The 15,738-nt window shown below is 56.1% G+C and carries 12 protein-coding genes; 5 read left to right on the top strand and 7 right to left on the bottom strand.

The window, feature by feature from the left end:
* Nucleotides 1-117: 117 nt before the first annotated feature.
* Nucleotides 118-1,848, bottom strand: a complete 1,731-nt coding sequence (locus R8G34_05420; protein MDW3222318.1) for a peptide ABC transporter substrate-binding protein — start codon at nt 1,846-1,848, stop codon at nt 118-120.
* A 278-nt stretch (nt 1,849-2,126) separates the two neighbouring features.
* Between R8G34_05420 and R8G34_05415 the strand changes: the two genes are divergently transcribed.
* The 4 genes from R8G34_05415 to R8G34_05400 all read left to right on the top strand — a co-directional run bounded on the left by R8G34_05415 (nt 2,127) and on the right by R8G34_05400 (nt 7,936).
* On the top strand, nt 2,127-3,971 hold the full coding sequence (locus tag R8G34_05415; protein MDW3222317.1) for an ABC transporter ATP-binding protein: 1,845 nt from the start codon (nt 2,127-2,129) through the stop codon (nt 3,969-3,971).
* Between the two features lie 6 nt (nt 3,972-3,977).
* Complete coding sequence (gene argE, locus R8G34_05410; GenBank protein ID MDW3222316.1) at nt 3,978-5,141, top strand: acetylornithine deacetylase; 1,164 nt, start codon at nt 3,978-3,980, stop codon at nt 5,139-5,141.
* 87 nt (nt 5,142-5,228) lie between these two features.
* Nucleotides 5,229-6,575 carry an FAD-dependent oxidoreductase gene (locus tag R8G34_05405; GenBank protein MDW3222315.1) on the top strand — a complete coding sequence of 449 codons (1,347 nt, stop codon included), beginning with the start codon at nt 5,229-5,231 and terminating at the stop codon, nt 6,573-6,575.
* Nucleotides 6,576-6,769: 194 nt separating this feature from the next.
* Entirely contained in the window at nt 6,770-7,936 is a 1,167-nt protein-coding gene (locus R8G34_05400) for a M20 aminoacylase family protein (protein ID MDW3222314.1), read from the top strand.
* Between the two features lie 34 nt (nt 7,937-7,970).
* Here the strand turns inward: R8G34_05400 and R8G34_05395 are convergent, their stop codons facing one another.
* Genes R8G34_05395 through moaA form a run of 3 tightly spaced genes read right to left on the bottom strand, consistent with a single transcriptional unit; the run spans nt 7,971 to nt 11,355 of the window.
* Entirely contained in the window at nt 7,971-9,044 is a 1,074-nt protein-coding gene (locus R8G34_05395) for a glycosyltransferase family 4 protein (GenBank protein MDW3222313.1), read from the bottom strand.
* Nucleotides 9,041-10,339 (bottom strand): 3-deoxy-D-manno-octulosonic acid transferase, encoded by a 1,299-nt coding sequence (locus R8G34_05390; GenBank protein ID MDW3222312.1) that lies wholly within the window; start codon nt 10,337-10,339, stop codon nt 9,041-9,043. The genes R8G34_05395 and R8G34_05390 overlap by 4 nt, the downstream gene beginning before the upstream one ends.
* Before the next feature lie 8 nt (nt 10,340-10,347).
* The gene (gene moaA, locus R8G34_05385; GenBank protein ID MDW3222311.1) at nt 10,348-11,355 is read right to left on the bottom strand and encodes a GTP 3',8-cyclase MoaA; all 1,008 of its coding nucleotides are present in this window, start codon (nt 11,353-11,355) and stop codon (nt 10,348-10,350) included.
* A gap of 188 nt (nt 11,356-11,543) precedes the next feature.
* Here moaA and R8G34_05380 point away from each other — a divergent pair, with 188 nt between their 5' ends.
* A complete protein-coding gene (locus R8G34_05380; protein MDW3222310.1) occupies nt 11,544-11,924 on the top strand; it encodes a hypothetical protein in 381 nt (126 codons plus the stop codon).
* Here the strand turns inward: R8G34_05380 and R8G34_05375 are convergent.
* Genes R8G34_05375 through glmU form a run of 3 tightly spaced genes read right to left on the bottom strand, consistent with a single transcriptional unit; the run spans nt 11,915 to nt 15,659 of the window.
* Complete coding sequence (locus R8G34_05375; protein ID MDW3222309.1) at nt 11,915-12,481, bottom strand: pyridoxamine 5'-phosphate oxidase family protein; 567 nt, start codon at nt 12,479-12,481, stop codon at nt 11,915-11,917. The two genes, R8G34_05380 and R8G34_05375, sit on opposite strands and share 10 nt — an antisense overlap.
* A gap of 3 nt (nt 12,482-12,484) precedes the next feature.
* A complete protein-coding gene (gene glmS / locus R8G34_05370) occupies nt 12,485-14,305 on the bottom strand; it encodes a glutamine--fructose-6-phosphate transaminase (isomerizing) (GenBank protein MDW3222308.1) in 1,821 nt (606 codons plus the stop codon).
* A 1-nt stretch (nt 14,306) separates the two neighbouring features.
* Nucleotides 14,307-15,659: a bifunctional UDP-N-acetylglucosamine diphosphorylase/glucosamine-1-phosphate N-acetyltransferase GlmU gene (gene glmU, locus R8G34_05365; GenBank protein MDW3222307.1), complete on the bottom strand. Its 1,353-nt coding sequence runs from the start codon at nt 15,657-15,659 to the stop codon at nt 14,307-14,309.
* Nucleotides 15,660-15,738: the final 79 nt, after the last annotated feature.

Raw genomic sequence — 15,738 nt, 5'->3', positions numbered from 1 at the left:
TACGCCTCTATGCGTCAGTCTTGTTATTGTTGCGGATAAAGTGTCGCGTGATCAAACCCGCCAGGGGGAAAAGCGGACAGGGGCTAGCAATGAAGCAAGCCCCTGCCCAAAGTCGCGTCAGTTAGATATCCGGTACCAATCCGCGATATTCCACAGCTCGCTGTCCCAGTCCGACATTTTCACGCCGCCCAGCGTATTGCTGTGCGCCGACGGGTTGCCACGGTGGATGAGCGGGATGATCGAATAGCTCTGTACCAGCATGTCGTTCATCTGTTTGGCCAGTGCACCGCGCTCCGCCAGATCCGACGTGGTGGACATCTTTTCAACAAGGGCGTCGTATTCCGCGCTGCAGAAACGCTGCATGTTGTTGCCCTGCCATTGGGTGCTGGGCCGCGGAATGTCAGCGCACACCCAATTGCCCATATAGGCTTCGGGATCCACACCGGCGAAATTGTTGGTGTACATCTCGACGTCGGCATAGAATTTCTGGAACGTATCCGGTGAGCCTGGATCACTGCCAAAGAAGACCGAAGCGTCAATGTTGCGCAACTCTGTTTCGACACCAATCTGGTTCCACCAGTCCTTGATCAGCGCTTGAGTGTCCTGACGTACGGCGTTGGTAGAGGTTTGGAACAGGATCGAAAGTTCCACGCCATCCTTGTCACGCACACCATTACCATTGGAATCGACCCAGCCTGCGGAGTCCAGCAGCGCATTGGCACCGGCAATGTCTTGCGTCAAGCAGCTATCGTTCGCCGTTGATGCATAGAGTTCGGGCGCGGGCAAAACATTGCAGGTGGGTTGACCGCCAGCACCATATCCGATTTCGTCGATCAGGGCGCGATCAATGGACATAGAAAGCGCCTGACCCACCGCAGGGTCGGTCAGGAAAGGGTGTACGTTTTCCCCTTCCATAAAGACCGAGCGTTGATCCGGTCCCAGGTTTGGATCAGCATTGGTTTGGTTGACCATGATGCGTTCGACGGAAGTACCGTAGGCCGCGACCACGGTGCCCTTGCCCGCCTCTTCCATTCGCGAAAGAACATCAGGCGCCAGTTGCAAATTCCATGCATAGTCGAATTCGCCAGTTTCCAGAACGGATCGCGCCGCCGCGGCCGCATCACCGCCGCCTTTGAACGTGATTTGCGCAAAGGCCGGCTTTCCCGCTTCGCGATAGTTTTCGTTCATGACATAGGTGATCACATCGTTGGGGCGGAATTCTGCGACCTTAAATGGGCCGGTGCCGATAGGTCCAAAATTTTCCTCTGTGCACTCAGGTGCCCGAGGTCCAAGGCATTCCAGAAATTGAGCTTTCTGTAAAATTGGGGATTCATTCCCTACAAAGGCTGTATAGGGAAAAGGTTTGGGGGATTCGAAAGAGATTTTCACGCCACGCTCACCAACCGCTTCGACTGCGCTAATGCCGTCGAAGTAGCTGAGTGATGCGCAACCACTTTCGGGGTGAGTGCAATACTCGTGCGTGAAGATAAGATCGTCTGGCGTCAGCGCGGAGCCATCAGACCAGATGACATTTTCTTTCAGGGTCCAGGTGATGGATGTCAGATCCTCAGCCACACCGCCGTTCTCGACTGTAGGGATGTCTTGAGCAAGCCAGGGTACCATTTCACCTTTTTCATTGAAGCGCGCGAGTGATTCCAGGATCAGACTGGCGGCTTCGTTCTCCTTGGTGCCGCCTGACAGAAACGGGTTCAGCGTCGAGGGAGCTTGCCAGTATATGATATTGAGTTGGCCATCTCTGCCGCGCTCGCCTTCGTGACCGTCTGCTAAAACGGCTGGTGCCAGGCCTGTTGCGGCGATGGCGCCCAGTAATAGGGTTTTGAGCTTCATGTTTTACTCCATGCTGGCATTTGAATGCCGTTGTGCGCCTCAGTTGCGTGTCGGACGCCTTTTTGGTGCTTACCGGAAGCTGAGTGAGTTCATCGGCCTAACTTTACGAAAAGACGCAGTTTCGAGGCCGCACCCCGGGATGCATATGCCCATCGAAGCATCTTTTTCGGAAAAAGCAACCCTTGAGATGGTCGACTTTGTGACAACTGCCCCGGACGGGTTTGACACGCCTGACGTGTTGGCCGTAGCGTTCACACAACAAGAAATCAGGGGCGGCAATGCTGGACCAACAAAAACAAAAAGAGGCCGTGCACCCCATTGCACAAATTAAAGGCCTGCGGGTCGAATTTCAGACGAAAGATGGACCCGTCTTGGGTGTGGAAGATGTGTCTTTTGATATCAACCCGGGCGAAACGGTCTGTGTTGTCGGTGAAAGTGGTTCTGGAAAATCTGTTTCCTCGCTATCTTTGATGCGCCTTGTCGAATTTGGTGGCGGCGAGATAACGGGCGGGCAACTTTGGTTTGACCGCCCCGGTTCAGAGGACGTCGATCTGGCCCATACCGGATCAGAGCAAATGCGCGCCATTCGCGGCAATGAAATCGGGATGATTTTTCAGGAACCGATGACGGCGCTGAACCCGGTTTTTACCGTCGGGCGGCAGCTGACAGAAGGGTTGCGGTTGCACAAGAACATCGGCAAGGCCGAAGCCGATGCGCGTGCGCTGGAATTACTGCGAGAGGTGCGCATTCCAGAGCCGGAGCGGCGGTTGGAGCAATATCCCCACGAACTTTCAGGGGGCATGCGTCAACGCGTTGTTATTGCAATGGCATTGGCGTGCAAACCACGCCTTCTCATTGCCGACGAGCCGACGACCGCTTTGGATGTGACAATTCAGGCAGAAATCCTCGCTCTGATGGACCGTCTCAAGCGAGAGACCGGAACAGCCGTGATGTTCATTACCCATGATATGGCCGTTGTGGCGCAGATGGCGGACCGGGTTGTTGTCATGTTTCGTGGCAACAAGGTCGAAGAAGGACCGGTCACTGAGATCTTTGAGAACCCACAGCACACCTATACCAAAGCTCTGTTGGCCGCAGTGCCCAAATTGGGTGAAATGACAGGTAAGCCATTTCCCGAACCCATGAAGCTATTGGGGTCCGAGAGCCACGCAATACACCCGATACCGGGCACGGATGAGGTGTTGTTATCGGTCAAGAACCTGACCACGCGTTTTCCGGTGAAAGGTGGGTTTTTCCGCCGTACGGTCGCGAATGTGCATGCCGTGGAGGATCTGTCATTTACGATCAACAAAGGCCAGACTCTGAGCCTTGTGGGGGAGAGCGGCTGCGGCAAATCCACGGCCGGTCGGTCGATCCTGCGATTGGTCGACCCAATATCAGGAGAGGTCAATCTGGGCGGTAAGGACATCATGGCATTAGATCAGAATGCCCTGCGCGAGGCGCGCCTTGACATGCAGATGATCTTTCAGGATCCGTTTGCCTCGCTCAATCCACAGATGCAGCTCTCGGATCAGGTCGCAGAACCCATTCACAACTACGGCACGCTGAAAGGCGCAGCAGTGCATGATCGTGTGGGCATGTTGTTTGACCGCGTAGAACTGCCGCGCAGTTTCATGCGTCGTTTCCCGCATGAACTGTCGGGCGGGCAACGACAGCGCGTTGCGATTGCGCGCGCACTCGCCTTAAACCCCAAGTTGATTATAGCGGATGAGGCCGTCTCAGCGCTGGACGTTTCGGTACAGGCGCAGGTTCTAAACCTGATGATGGAACTACAGTCTGAACTCGGGCTGTCGTTTTTGTTTATCAGTCACGATATGGCGGTTGTCGAACGGGTCAGCCATCAGGTGGGCGTGATGTATTTGGGCCGGATCGTGGAAATGGGACCGCGCGCGCAAGTTTTTGAGAATCCGCAGCATGCCTATACTCAAGCCCTTATGAAGGCCGTGCCCATAGCGGACCCGCGCCAGCGCAAGGATGAGAGCGAGCTGAATTTCAAACCGATCCCATCCCCGATCCGTGCAGTTGGCTATGCACCCGAACCTTCGGTCTATCGCGAAGTAACGGCGGACCATTTCGTGCTCGAAACGGACAGCGGATACTAAGTTTCTATGACCGACCGCCTTGCCCCGCTGGCCATCATGCAGAAGCTTGTTTCCTTTCCCACGGTCAGCCGTGATACGAACCTGCCGCTGATTGACTGGACCGAAAACTACCTCACAAGCCACGGTATTCAGGCGCACCGTTACACCCATCCTGAAGAACCCAAAGCGGCGCTGTTTGCCCACGTTGGACCATGGGAAGAGGGAGCAGTGGTTCTTTCCGGCCACACGGATGTGGTGCCCGTGGATGCGCAGCCGTGGGATACAGACCCCTTTGAAGTGGTTGAGAAGGACGGAAAATACTATGGTCGCGGCACGTGCGACATGAAGGGTTTTGATGCGCTCGCGATTTGGGCATTGGTCGAGGCGCATCACGCTGGCGTCAAACGTCCGTTGCAAATAGCACTGAGTTTTGACGAGGAGATTGGGTGCACCGGGGCCCCGCCAATGATTACGGCGATGCAAGCCGTTTTGCCTAAAGGCACAACGGTGATCGTGGGGGAGCCCTCCTCAATGCGAGCGGTCTCTGGTCACAAGGGCGGTACTGGTTTTGATACGCATGTCCAGGGGTTTGAAATCCATAGCTCATTGATGGATCGCGGCGTAAACGCAATCATGTATGGGGCCAAACTGATCGAATGGGCCAATGAGATGAATGCGCAAAATCAAGCACAGACACCGGGCGATTTGGCGGCGATGTTTGATCCCCCCTACACAACAGTGCATGTCGGGATGATCGAGGGAGGAACGGCGCATAACATCACCGCAAAAGACTGCCACTTTGCAGTTGATTTTCGTGTTGTCCCCGGAGAAGCCAAAGAAATGTGGGAGGCGCGTTACCGCGCGCGCGTGGCCGAGATCGAAAGTATGATGCAATCCGTTGTTCCCGAGACAAAAATCGAAATCTCACAGCGTTTTGACGTGCCAGCTTTGCGGCCAGAAAAAGATGGAAGCGCCGAAACCCTTGTACGCGTATTGACAGGGGACAACGCCGGTCACGTGGTCAGCTATGGCACCGAGGCAGGACAGTTTCAGCAAGCCGGTTATTCTGCCGTCATCTGCGGACCCGGCGATATCGCGCAAGCGCACCAACCAAATGAGTACCTGTCTGTGGCACAGTTCGAGGCGGGTCATCTTTTCATGAAAAATCTCGTCACTTGTCTCGGCCAATGATGTCGGTGCCGATTTGCCGATTGCGGCAAGACTATCGGGTAGGGTGGGCTTCAGGCCACCTTGACCCCGTTGCCCCTCTGCGCTGACATGCAGAATTTTCCCTTCTCACAAGAAACACCTCTCCGTTTTACCGGCGCGCTGCCCGAAAAGGCGGATGTCGTGGTGATCGGAGGTGGAATCATCGGGGTTTCAACAGCGCTGTTTCTGGCCCGCGCGGGCCAGAAAGTTGTACTGTTGGAAAAAGGGTGCGTCGCGGGGGAACAATCCAGCCGCAATTGGGGCTGGATCCGCCAGCAGGGACGCGACCCGGATGAATTGCCCATCATGGTGGAGGCAAACCGCCTTTGGCGTGAGCTCGCCACGCAGACCAATCAGGACATCGGGCTGACTGAAGGCGGCGTCACGTATCTGGCCAAAACACAGGCACAATTGGCGCGCTACAGTGACTGGACCCGACATGCGGTGGCGCAAGGCATAGACACGCGCGTGCTCACAGCTGCGCAAGTGTCGCAAGACTTGCCAGGCATGTCCCAAACCTATGTCGGCGCGCTTTATACTGCGTCCGACATGCGCGCAGAACCTTGGCGCGCGGTGCCGGCACTTGCCGAAATCGCCGTGCGCGAAGGCGCTGATGTTGTCGAAAATTGTGCCGTACGCTGCCTTGATCTTTCTGCCGGGAAAGTCGCTGGTGTGGTGACGGAAAAAGGCACGGTATCTGCGCCAGAAGTCGTTCTGGCCGGCGGGGCATGGTCTTCACTTTTTCTGCGAAACCATGATGTGGCCTTGCCACAGCTCTCTGTGCGGGCAACGGTTGCGGCGACAACCGAACTACCCGCCGTCGCGGATGGCGGTGTGGCTGACAATGACATCGCTTTTCGCCACCGGGCCGATGGTGGTTATACGCTGGCGCCAGGCGGTTTTCATGAGTTGTTTTTGGGATGGGACGCCGTGCGCGCTTTGCCAAAATTTCTGACGCAACTGCGTGCGGATCCTTTTGGTACGCGGTTTTTACCTTTTTCTCCAAACGGATATCCTGATGGCTGGCGCACGCCCCGCCACTGGTCCTCGGACAACACAAGCCCGTTTGAAGCCCTGCGCGTTCTGAACCCAACCCCGAATACGGCGCGCGCGCAAAGGTTGAAAACGGACTTTGCGTCGCTCTTCCCTGACCTGCCGGATTTCACCCTTTCACATGTATGGGCCGGGATGATTGACACGATGCCCGACGTGGTTCCAGTGGTTGACAGGGTCGCTGCCTTGCCTGGTCTTACTCTGGGAACCGGCATGAGCGGCCATGGCTTTGGCATTGGCCCGGCAATGGGTCGCATTCTTGCGGACCTCGCCATGGGTAAGGCACCGGGCCATGATCTGACACGGTTCCGTTTTGCGCGGTTTTCAGATGGCAGTAAAGTAAATCTGGGACCAGCACTTTGACGCCCAAAGACTGGATCAAATTGCCGCGACTTCCTTGAAGACTCGCCCGGAATCTTTACAGTACTGGGACTGCGCTGTGACATTGAGCACCGCCCCATTGCAAAGTCCCGGGCGGGTCGTGGCCAAAACTGAAAACATCACGCGCTCCGAGTAGTCGCAGCCCCATACAGTCTGATCTCAGGGAGACAATCCATATGGCCGTCAAGAACCGTTTCGCAGAATTACATGATGAGATCACCGCGTGGCGACGAGATATGCACGAACATCCGGAACTGCTTTTTGACACGCATCGCACATCCGCGTTGGTTGCTGACAAACTCAGGGAATTTGGGTGTGATGAGGTCGTGACCGGGATCGGGCGCACGGGGGTGGTCGGCGTGATCAAAGGCCTGTCTGATAGTTCTGGCAAGGTTATTGGCTTGAGGGCGGATATGGACGCCCTGCCAATTCACGAGCAGACCGGACTGGAATACGCATCCAAGACTGATGGGGCGATGCATGCCTGTGGTCACGACGGCCATACCGCGATGTTACTTGGAGCCGCGAAATACCTTGCGGAAACGCGTAATTTTGACGGAACTGCCGTCGTTATCTTTCAACCCGCAGAAGAAGGCGGCGGCGGCGGGCGCGAAATGTGCGAAGACGGCATGATGACGCAATTCGGCATTCAGGAGGTCTACGGCATGCACAATTGGCCGGGCAAACCGATGGGAAGTTTCTCCATTCGCCCCGGTGCGTTTTTTGCGGCTACCGATGTGTTTGATATCGAGGTTGAAGGGTTGGGTGGACATGCAGCCAAACCCCATGAGACAGTGGACACAACCATCGTGGCGAGCCATATCGTCATCGCCTTGCAGACTATTGCCAGCCGCTATGCGGACCCTGTTGACCAAATTGTTGTGTCGGTCACGTCGTTCGAAACCTCCTCCAAGGCCTTCAATGTAATTCCACAACGGGTGACGTTGAAGGGCACGGTTCGCACGATGTCCAAAGAAATGCGCGACCTTGCCGAAATGCGTTTGAACAAGATTTCGAGCGGTGTGGCCGAGAGCTTCGGCGCAGAGGCGCGGGTGCAATACACGCGTAACTACCCGGTGATGGCGAACCATGAGGAGCAGACCGCGTTTGCCGCAAAAGTTGCGGAAACTGTGTCTGGATCCTGTGAGGAGGCGCCGTTGATCATGGGGGGCGAGGATTTTGCCTTTATGCTCAACGAACGCCCTGGTGCTTACATTCTCGTGGGTAACGGACCGGGGGCTGCGGTGCATCATCCCGAGTACAATTTCAATGACGACGCAATCCCAGCCGGGTGCAGTTGGTGGGCTGAAATCGTAGAGCAACGCTTACCGTCGGCGCGGTAGTCAACTTTTGATTATTTTGGATAAGTCTTGAAGATCATACGGCCAACAGCTTACGATAGACAGCTGTGATGGATGCCGCTTCCTGTTCGATGCGGAAGTTGCTGGTCACGTTCTCGCGCGCCGCCTTTGACATCGCATGCAAAACGCTGGGGTCTCCCAGGATAACGCTGACCCGTTCGGCAATGGCGGCCGCGTCTTCGATCTCGACCAGATGTCCGGTTTCGCCCTCAACAATCAATTCCTCAAATGCGCCAACTTTGGTGGCGACGACCGGCGACCCGCAGGCCATGGCTTCCAGTGGTGTCAGTCCGAACCCCTCCCACCGCTGAGGGGCCACATATAGATCCAAAGCCTGAAAATGCCGGGCGAGATCCGCAATTGGAACCTCATCGCGAAACAAAATGCGATCAGACAAACCTGCTGCTGCCACATCGTTCTTCAGTTTGTGCAAAAACGCCTGATGCTCAGCGGTTGCGCGCCCCATGATCAGGGCTTTTGCCTTTGGGTCTGTCGCGAATACATCAATCATGGCAGTGACAAACAGATCATTGCCTTTTTGCGGGCGGATGCGGCCAAAACACCCGATCAGCGGGCCGTCAACCGGTAAGTCAAGCTCTGCGCGCAAATCACCTCGATCATCAACCGGCTGAAACTGCTCACAATCAACCCCATGGCGAATGACCGTCGCCTCACGTTCGAGATAACTTGCGGATTTGGCGGAGGTTGCAATCACCGCATCCATCTGTCTGATCAGCCAGCGGGTAAAGCCGGTATGACGGCGCTGTGCGGCAGAAGTGAAAAGCAATTTAAGCCGCTTGCCAGCAAGGTATTTCAGAGCCAGTCCCGCCACCATTTCAACATTGCGTCGTGCATGCCAGACGCGCGCGCCAGAGGGTCCTTTGCGTGACAGACCGAGCAGTTTTACAGGCGCAAGATTTGGCACCTGAAGCGGCAAGTCCGGCGCGCAAGCCACGATGGCGATATCTTGCGCTTGCAGTGGCACAAGGCGGATGACCGTGGACGTGACGCCCGAATGACGTCGCTTGAAGTTTGGCGCAATCACGTCGATGTCACCTGAAGCAGGCACGGGCGCAGGGGAGGATGTCATCTGATATCATCTTCAAGCTTGAGAATATGAATGAGGCGCGCGGCGATTCTGGTCAATTCATCTGATTTGCCCTGAACAAATGCACGCGCGGCGCTCAGGCAAGCCGATTTATGCGTCGTATCATGCAGCAGCCTGTCTGCGGCCTGTGTCAATTGCGCGGCATCCGTTACGACCTCGGCCGCGCCCGTTTCTTCCATCTGCTCGAATGTTTCTGCAAAATTGGCAACATGCGGACCCGACAGAACCGCAGCATCCGATTGTACCACCTCGAATGGATTATGCCCGCCGATTGGCAACAGAGAACCGCCCAAAAACACAAAATCCGTGAGGGCGTACCAATCCCCCAATTCACCAAGGGTGTCAGCGAGGTAAACCGCGTGATCATCTTGTGGCATCGTGTCATGGGACCGTACAGCGTAGGGCAGTTCGCTGTTCTCAATGAGTTTTATGACGTCGTCCCGGCGATCCGGATGACGCGGAACAAGGATAAGCAACAGATCAGGGTTTCGCTCAAGAAGTTCCTTGTGAGCTTCCAAAACGGTGGCTTCTTCGCCTTTGTGCGTTGAGGCTGCGACCCAGACCGGACGTGACTTGATTGCGGTCCGTATTTGCGCAAGCAATGCGGGATTTTGCGGCAGCGGGGCGGACATGGATTTAAGGTTTGTGCCACGCGCCACGCGATCCGCGGGGGCGTGCATTTTGACCATTGCCTCAGCCATGTCATCATTCTGGGTGAGGATAAGGTCAAAAACATCCAGTACGAAAGCCGCAAATGAAGGTCTGCGCGCCCATGCAGCACGAGATTTGGCGGAGAGGCGGGCGTTGACCAGTGCCATATGCGCGCCGCTTTCGCGAGTCATGCGCAACATGCGGGGCCAGAGTTCGCTTTCGACAAAAATGGCGGCTGCCGGGCGCCAGTGACGCAGGAACCGCGTAAGGGGGCCGGTGGCGTCGAGTGGCGCGAATTGATGCACCGTTCGCGGCGGCATCCGGTCCGCCACAAGTTTTGCCGACGTTGGTGTTCCCGAGGTGATCAGAAAATGTGCCCGTGGGAGCATTTCGCCCATTTTTGTTATCAGAGCGAGGACGGAAAGGCTTTCACCAACCGATGCCGCATGAAACCAGATGAGATGACCGGATCCGATCCGCGGTTGACTGGCGTGCCCCATTTTTTCATGGGCACGTAACGCGGAAACCCCTTGTTGGCGCAGCTTGCGGATTTCCGACCAGGCCGCAAACGGCGCGAGCAGAACCGTGGCGATAACATATACATGAAAAAGCGGCGGCGCGCGCATGCGTTCAGTCAGCCGCCCGTATGGCTCATATGTCTTGGCATTTGCCCGTCCAGGCGCTGGCGGGAATAGTCGAAATCATGCCCCTTGGGTTTTAATTGGATAGCAGCTCGGATCGCGTTCTTCAGTGGGCCGTCATCGTGAGGATGCGCGCGCAGGGGCGCACGCAGATCTGCCGCATCCTCCTGACCCAGGCACATGAAAATTTCACCGGTGCAGGTCAGCCGAACACGGTTGCAGCTTTCGCAGAAGTTATGGGACAGGGGCGTGATAAACCCAATTTTCTGGCCCGTTTCTTCCAACCGCACATAGCGCGCCGGGCCGCCGGTGCGTTCCGCCAGATCAGTAACCGTATAGTGCTCTGCGTAGCGTGCTCGCACGTCTTTGAGCGACCAATACTGGCCCAAGCGGTCTTCGTTGCCGATGTCACCCATGGGCATGACTTCGATCCACGTGAGGTCAATCCCGCGTTCCGCGCACCACGCGGTGATGTATGGAAGTTCCGCTTCGTTGAAGTCCTTCAGGGCGACTGCGTTCAGTTTCACCCGCATGCCCGCAGCTTGCGCCGCGTCTATCCCACGCAGGACCTGAGGCAGGCGGCCCCAACGCGTAATATCGGCAAACTTGCTTTCATCCAAAGTGTCCAGAGAGACGTTCACTCTGCGCACACCCGCTGCATAAAGATCTGCCGCGAAACGCTCCAGTTGGCTGCCGTTTGTCGTCAGTGTCAGCTCTTTGAGTGCACCGCTGTCGAGATGCCGGCTCATGCTGTCAAAGAATGTCATGATCCCCTTACGTACCAAGGGTTCGCCGCCGGTAATGCGCAGTTTTTCCACACCCAGACCCACAAAAGTAGAACACATGCGGTCCAGTTCTTCGAGCGTAAGCAGTTCTTTCTTGGGCAGAAAGGTCATGTTTTCGGACATGCAGTACACACAACGGAAATCGCAACGGTCTGTTACCGAAACTCTCAGGTAGGTGATCGCGCGGGCAAATGGATCAATCAAAGGCTCTGTCATACCAACATAGGTAATGCGCTCGGGCAGGCGCAGCAAGAGGTTAACGGTATAGATGCGAGTGCGATCATGTGCTTTGGACCGTGATTTGGACCAAAAAAGAGATTTGGCGCAGCGCGGTTTGCTGCTTGGCGACGGTCTCGGGATGTGAAGTTTTGGACCGGTTGATGTCATCTGCGCGCGGGGATGGGATGAATTCAACTTTGCGATCCCTGCGGCCGGGGGGCGAGGATCCGCTTCCGACAGTTGGGGCGACGACACCAGAGGTTTTGGATCAAATCACTGAAGCCGGGCATGGAAAGGCGGCACAGTTTGGTGCTGTTGGCCAAAATCTGGGACAAACCGCTGCCTTTTTGGGTAGCTCAGTAGAAACGGGCTTTTGGATGAAAACATCGCTGGGCAAAGTTGAAACGCCGCGCCAGATCAGAGACCACGCACCCGGAAACTCGGTGGCGGTCAGATTGATCCCGGTTGGTGGTCTGGCCACTGCAGGCAGTCGCCTTTCCCTCGTTGGCATGCGCGTGCTTAACGTGCTTTTGTCTGATCTGGTGCCGGTCGAGGTTTATCGCTGAGCTTCCGGTTTGTCCGGTTCAAGAATATGCGTGGGAGCGCCGTCAATCGTGAGTTGGTTACGGGTATCCCAGTAGTTCGCGATTCCGTCGGGCCCTTTGTTGTTCGTCCAGTCCTTCAAGACGTCACGTTCGCCCACATAATCCATGAACGGAACAGCATAGCCACAACTGGTCTGGACCAGATCAATGCGCACATCATAGATCTGCCGCGCGCCGTCTGACTCAGGAAAAAGCGCGTTCAACGCTTCAAAATCGGCATCGCGCGGGTGCAACGTGCACGCGGTCCCATAGGTGCGCAAAATCATCGGTTTGGCCTCAAACCCGCACCACATCAGTGTCATGCGGTTGATTTGCGCCAGGTGGCCGGCAGTCTCATTGCCTGATCCCGTCAGGTTGCGCCATACAATCCGATTGGGGTCAAGAACGCGCAAAGAATCCATGCCCTTTGGGGACACATTGACCTGACCGGTCGCTGCGGCACTCCCCACAAAGAAAATATGCTGTGCCTCAATGAAGCGGGTCAGAACATCGCTGAGTTTGTCAAACTGCTTTGCCATATTTTACTCCACCGTTACAGATTTGGCGAGGTTGCGTGGTTGATCCACATCCGTCCCCTTGGCCACCGCCGTATGATAGGCCAGCAGTTGGGCCGGAATAGCATAGAGCAGGGGCGTCAATGCATCCGGGACTGTTGGGAGTTCTATGGTGGCAAACGCGCCTTCGCCCGCCGCCTTGAGACCCTCTCGATCAGACACCAGAATGACCCGTCCTTTGCGCGCCATGACCTCCTGCATATTGCTGACGGTCTTGTCAAAAAGCGCGTCGCGCGGCGCCATGACAACCACCGGAACCGATTTGTCGATCAGGGCAATAGGCCCGTGTTTCAATTCACCGGAGGCATAGGCCTCTGCATGTATATAACTGATTTCTTTCAGCTTTAATGCACCCTCCAATGCAAGCGGGAACATCAAGCCACGCCCAAGGAACAAAACATCGCGTGCTTCAGCAAGTTGCAGCGAAGCTTTTTGCATCTCTGCATTGGCCTCAAGAGCAGTGCTGAGCACACTGGGTATGCCGCGCAGGGATGACAGGTGATCCGCCAGTGTTTCTGCGTCAATCTCACCGCGATCCTGCGCCGCCTTCAAGGCCAGGAGAAACAGAACGGCAAGCTGGCAGGTAAAGGCCTTGGTCGACGCAACGCCAACCTCGATACCTGCATGGATCGGTAGCACCAGATCGCTTTCCCGAGCGATTGAGCTTTCCGGCACATTGACCACCGAGACAATGCGATCGGCTTTTCCCTCGCAATAACGTAAGGCAGCCAAGGTGTCGGCCGTTTCTCCGGATTGACTTACGAAAAGCGCTGTGGTGCGCGGAATTACAGGTGGTTCGCGGTATCGAAACTCCGAGGCCACATCTACATCCACAGGAATACGCGCGATTTGTTCGAACCAGTACTTCGCCGTAAGACAGGCGTAAAAAGCAGTGCCGCAAGCGACCAAGGTCAGTCTGTCCACAGAATTGAAATCCAAACCCGGATCAGGCAGCGTGATCTGCCCCTCATGGTCGATGTAGTTGCTGATGGCCTGTCCGATGACCGTGGGTTGTTCGGCGATTTCCTTGGCCATGAAGTGTTTATGGCCCGCCTTGTCGATCTGTGTGTCACCTATCTGGACCGTCCTGATCGCGCGGTTCGCAAGCGTCCCATTGATGTCGCGAATCTCCAAACTGGTGCGGGTCACAACGGCGCGGTCGCCTTCCTCAAGGTAGCTGATCCGGTCTGTGAGAGGAGACAATGCAATCGCGTCTGAACCCACGAACATTTCACCATCCCCATGGCCGATCGCCAGCGGGGAGCCTTTACGCGCTGCCACGATCAGATCGTCCTCGCCGGAAAACAGAAAGGCTAAGGCGAAAGCGCCTTCCAAACGGTCAAGTGTCTTGCTCGCAGCCTCGATGGGGTCGAGCCCATCAGACATGTAATGCTCCGTCAGGAGCGCAATTGTCTCCGTGTCTGTCTGGGTGATGAATTTGATGCCGAGTTCCGCAAGTTCGGTGCGAAGTTCGCGAAAATTCTCGATGATCCCGTTGTGGACGACGGCGACACGACCGGCTTGATGCGGATGCGCGTTGACCACGGTGGGCGCGCCATGTGTGGCCCAGCGTGTATGACCGATGCCCGACTTCCCGGTAAGGGGTTCATGCACCAGAAGATCCGACAGATTGACCAGTTTGCCAACCGCCCGGCGGCGATCCAGAATACCATCCTCGACGGTTGCTATCCCCGCGCTGTCATAGCCTCGATATTCGAGGCGTTTGAGCGCTTCGACAAGGATTGGCGCGACTTCGTGGCTGCCCAGCACCCCTACAATTCCACACATTTTAGCTGCCTCTTTGGAGTTTAGCCTTTTTGGCTTTTAGAATTTGCAACAATTTCGCTGCCATGCCGGGTTTTTCAACCTGCGGTGCGCGTGCGATCGCTAGGGCATCTGATTCCACGTCGGATGTGATAACAGATCCGCTGCCCGTCATGGCACCGTCACCAACTGACACGGGCGCGACGAGCATTGTATTGGAACCGATGAACGCGTTGTCGCCAATGTCCGTTTGATGCTTCATAACGCCGTCGTAATTGCAGGTGATCGTGCCCGCACCGATGTTTGTACCACGCCCCAATCTGGCGTCACCGATGTAACTGAGATGGTTGACCTTGGAGCCTTCGCCGATCCGGGCATTCTTGATTTCCACGAAATTTCCGACGCGGCTATTTTCGCTCAACTCGGCCCCGGGGCGCAGCCGGGCATAGGGTCCCACAACGGCGCCGCGCGAGACGTGACAGCCTTCGAGATGCGAAAATGCCCGCACGGTCACGCCGGACTCAATCGTGACACCGGGCCCAAACACCACATTCTGCTCGACAATCGTATCGCGACCAATCGCGGTATCAAAGGCAAAGTGCACAGTATCTGGCGCTGGCATTGTCACGCCGTCTTCGAAAGCCGTTGCGCGTGCGCGTGCCTGAAATGCAGCCTCAGCGCTGGCAAGTTCGGCGCGGGTGTTTATGCCAAGTGTTTCTGCCTCTTTGCAGGTCACGACGCTGGCGGTCAAATCCTTGTCACGAGCCAGACCGACGATGTCTGTCAGGTAATATTCCTGCGAGGCGTTGTCGTTTTCCACAGCATCAATAAGTTCAAATAGTAACGTTGCATTGCAGGCGATCACGCCACTGTTGCACAGGGTGATGGCGCGCTCTTTTTCGCTGGCATCCTTGAATTCCACAATGCGCTCAAGAGTATTGCCCTGCATGACAAGACGACCGTAGCGGCCTGGATCGTCCGCTTCAAAGCCCAGAATGACCACATCACTTTTGGCCTGCGCAGTGACCATTTGTTCAAGCGTTTCGGGACGTACAAACGGTGTGTCCCCAAACAAAACAATTGCGGTACCGTCAAAGTCTGTAAGGGCCGTGCTGGCCTGAGCGGCAGCATGGGCTGTGCCAAGCTGCTCGGTCTGTTCTACGACCTGTGTCGTTTCGTCATGCGCCAGCGCTGCTTTGCGAACGAGATCCACCCCATGGCCGGCCACAACCACAGTATGTTCTGGTGCAAGCGATGCGCCAGCCTGCATTGCATGGACAAACAATGGAACGCCTGCAAGGGGATGCATGACCTTTGGCAGATCCGAATTCATCCGAGTGCCTTTGCCCGCGGCTAGGATGACCAATGCGGTTTTCATGTTTTTTCTCTTTGTGTTCTGCTCGCGCCCTGTTTATCGCTCTGGCGGAGCGGCGCAAGGTATGGTTGCATCAAAGATG

This window comes from Paracoccaceae bacterium (assembly GCA_033344815.1).
In the GTDB taxonomy this organism is placed as follows: Bacteria; Pseudomonadota; Alphaproteobacteria; order Rhodobacterales; family Rhodobacteraceae; genus Roseobacter.
This window is presented reverse-complemented; position numbering and strand designations above follow the sequence as displayed.

Coding starts and splice junctions, on each gene's coding strand:
- R8G34_05380 (MDW3222310.1), top strand. CDS start 11,544: ATGAATTCAACTTTGCGATCCCTGCGGCCGGGGGGCGAGGATCCGCTT.
- glmS (MDW3222308.1), bottom strand. CDS start 14,305: ATGTGTGGAATTGTAGGGGTGCTGGGCAGCCACGAAGTCGCGCCAATC.
- R8G34_05395 (MDW3222313.1), bottom strand. CDS start 9,044: ATGACATCCTCCCCTGCGCCCGTGCCTGCTTCAGGTGACATCGACGTG.
- moaA (MDW3222311.1), bottom strand. CDS start 11,355: ATGACAGAGCCTTTGATTGATCCATTTGCCCGCGCGATCACCTACCTG.
- R8G34_05400 (MDW3222314.1), top strand. CDS start 6,770: ATGGCCGTCAAGAACCGTTTCGCAGAATTACATGATGAGATCACCGCG.
- R8G34_05390 (MDW3222312.1), bottom strand. CDS start 10,339: ATGCGCGCGCCGCCGCTTTTTCATGTATATGTTATCGCCACGGTTCTG.
- R8G34_05420 (MDW3222318.1), bottom strand. CDS start 1,848: ATGAAGCTCAAAACCCTATTACTGGGCGCCATCGCCGCAACAGGCCTG.
- argE (MDW3222316.1), top strand. CDS start 3,978: ATGACCGACCGCCTTGCCCCGCTGGCCATCATGCAGAAGCTTGTTTCC.
- R8G34_05415 (MDW3222317.1), top strand. CDS start 2,127: ATGCTGGACCAACAAAAACAAAAAGAGGCCGTGCACCCCATTGCACAA.
- R8G34_05405 (MDW3222315.1), top strand. CDS start 5,229: ATGCAGAATTTTCCCTTCTCACAAGAAACACCTCTCCGTTTTACCGGC.
- R8G34_05375 (MDW3222309.1), bottom strand. CDS start 12,481: ATGGCAAAGCAGTTTGACAAACTCAGCGATGTTCTGACCCGCTTCATT.
- glmU (MDW3222307.1), bottom strand. CDS start 15,659: ATGAAAACCGCATTGGTCATCCTAGCCGCGGGCAAAGGCACTCGGATG.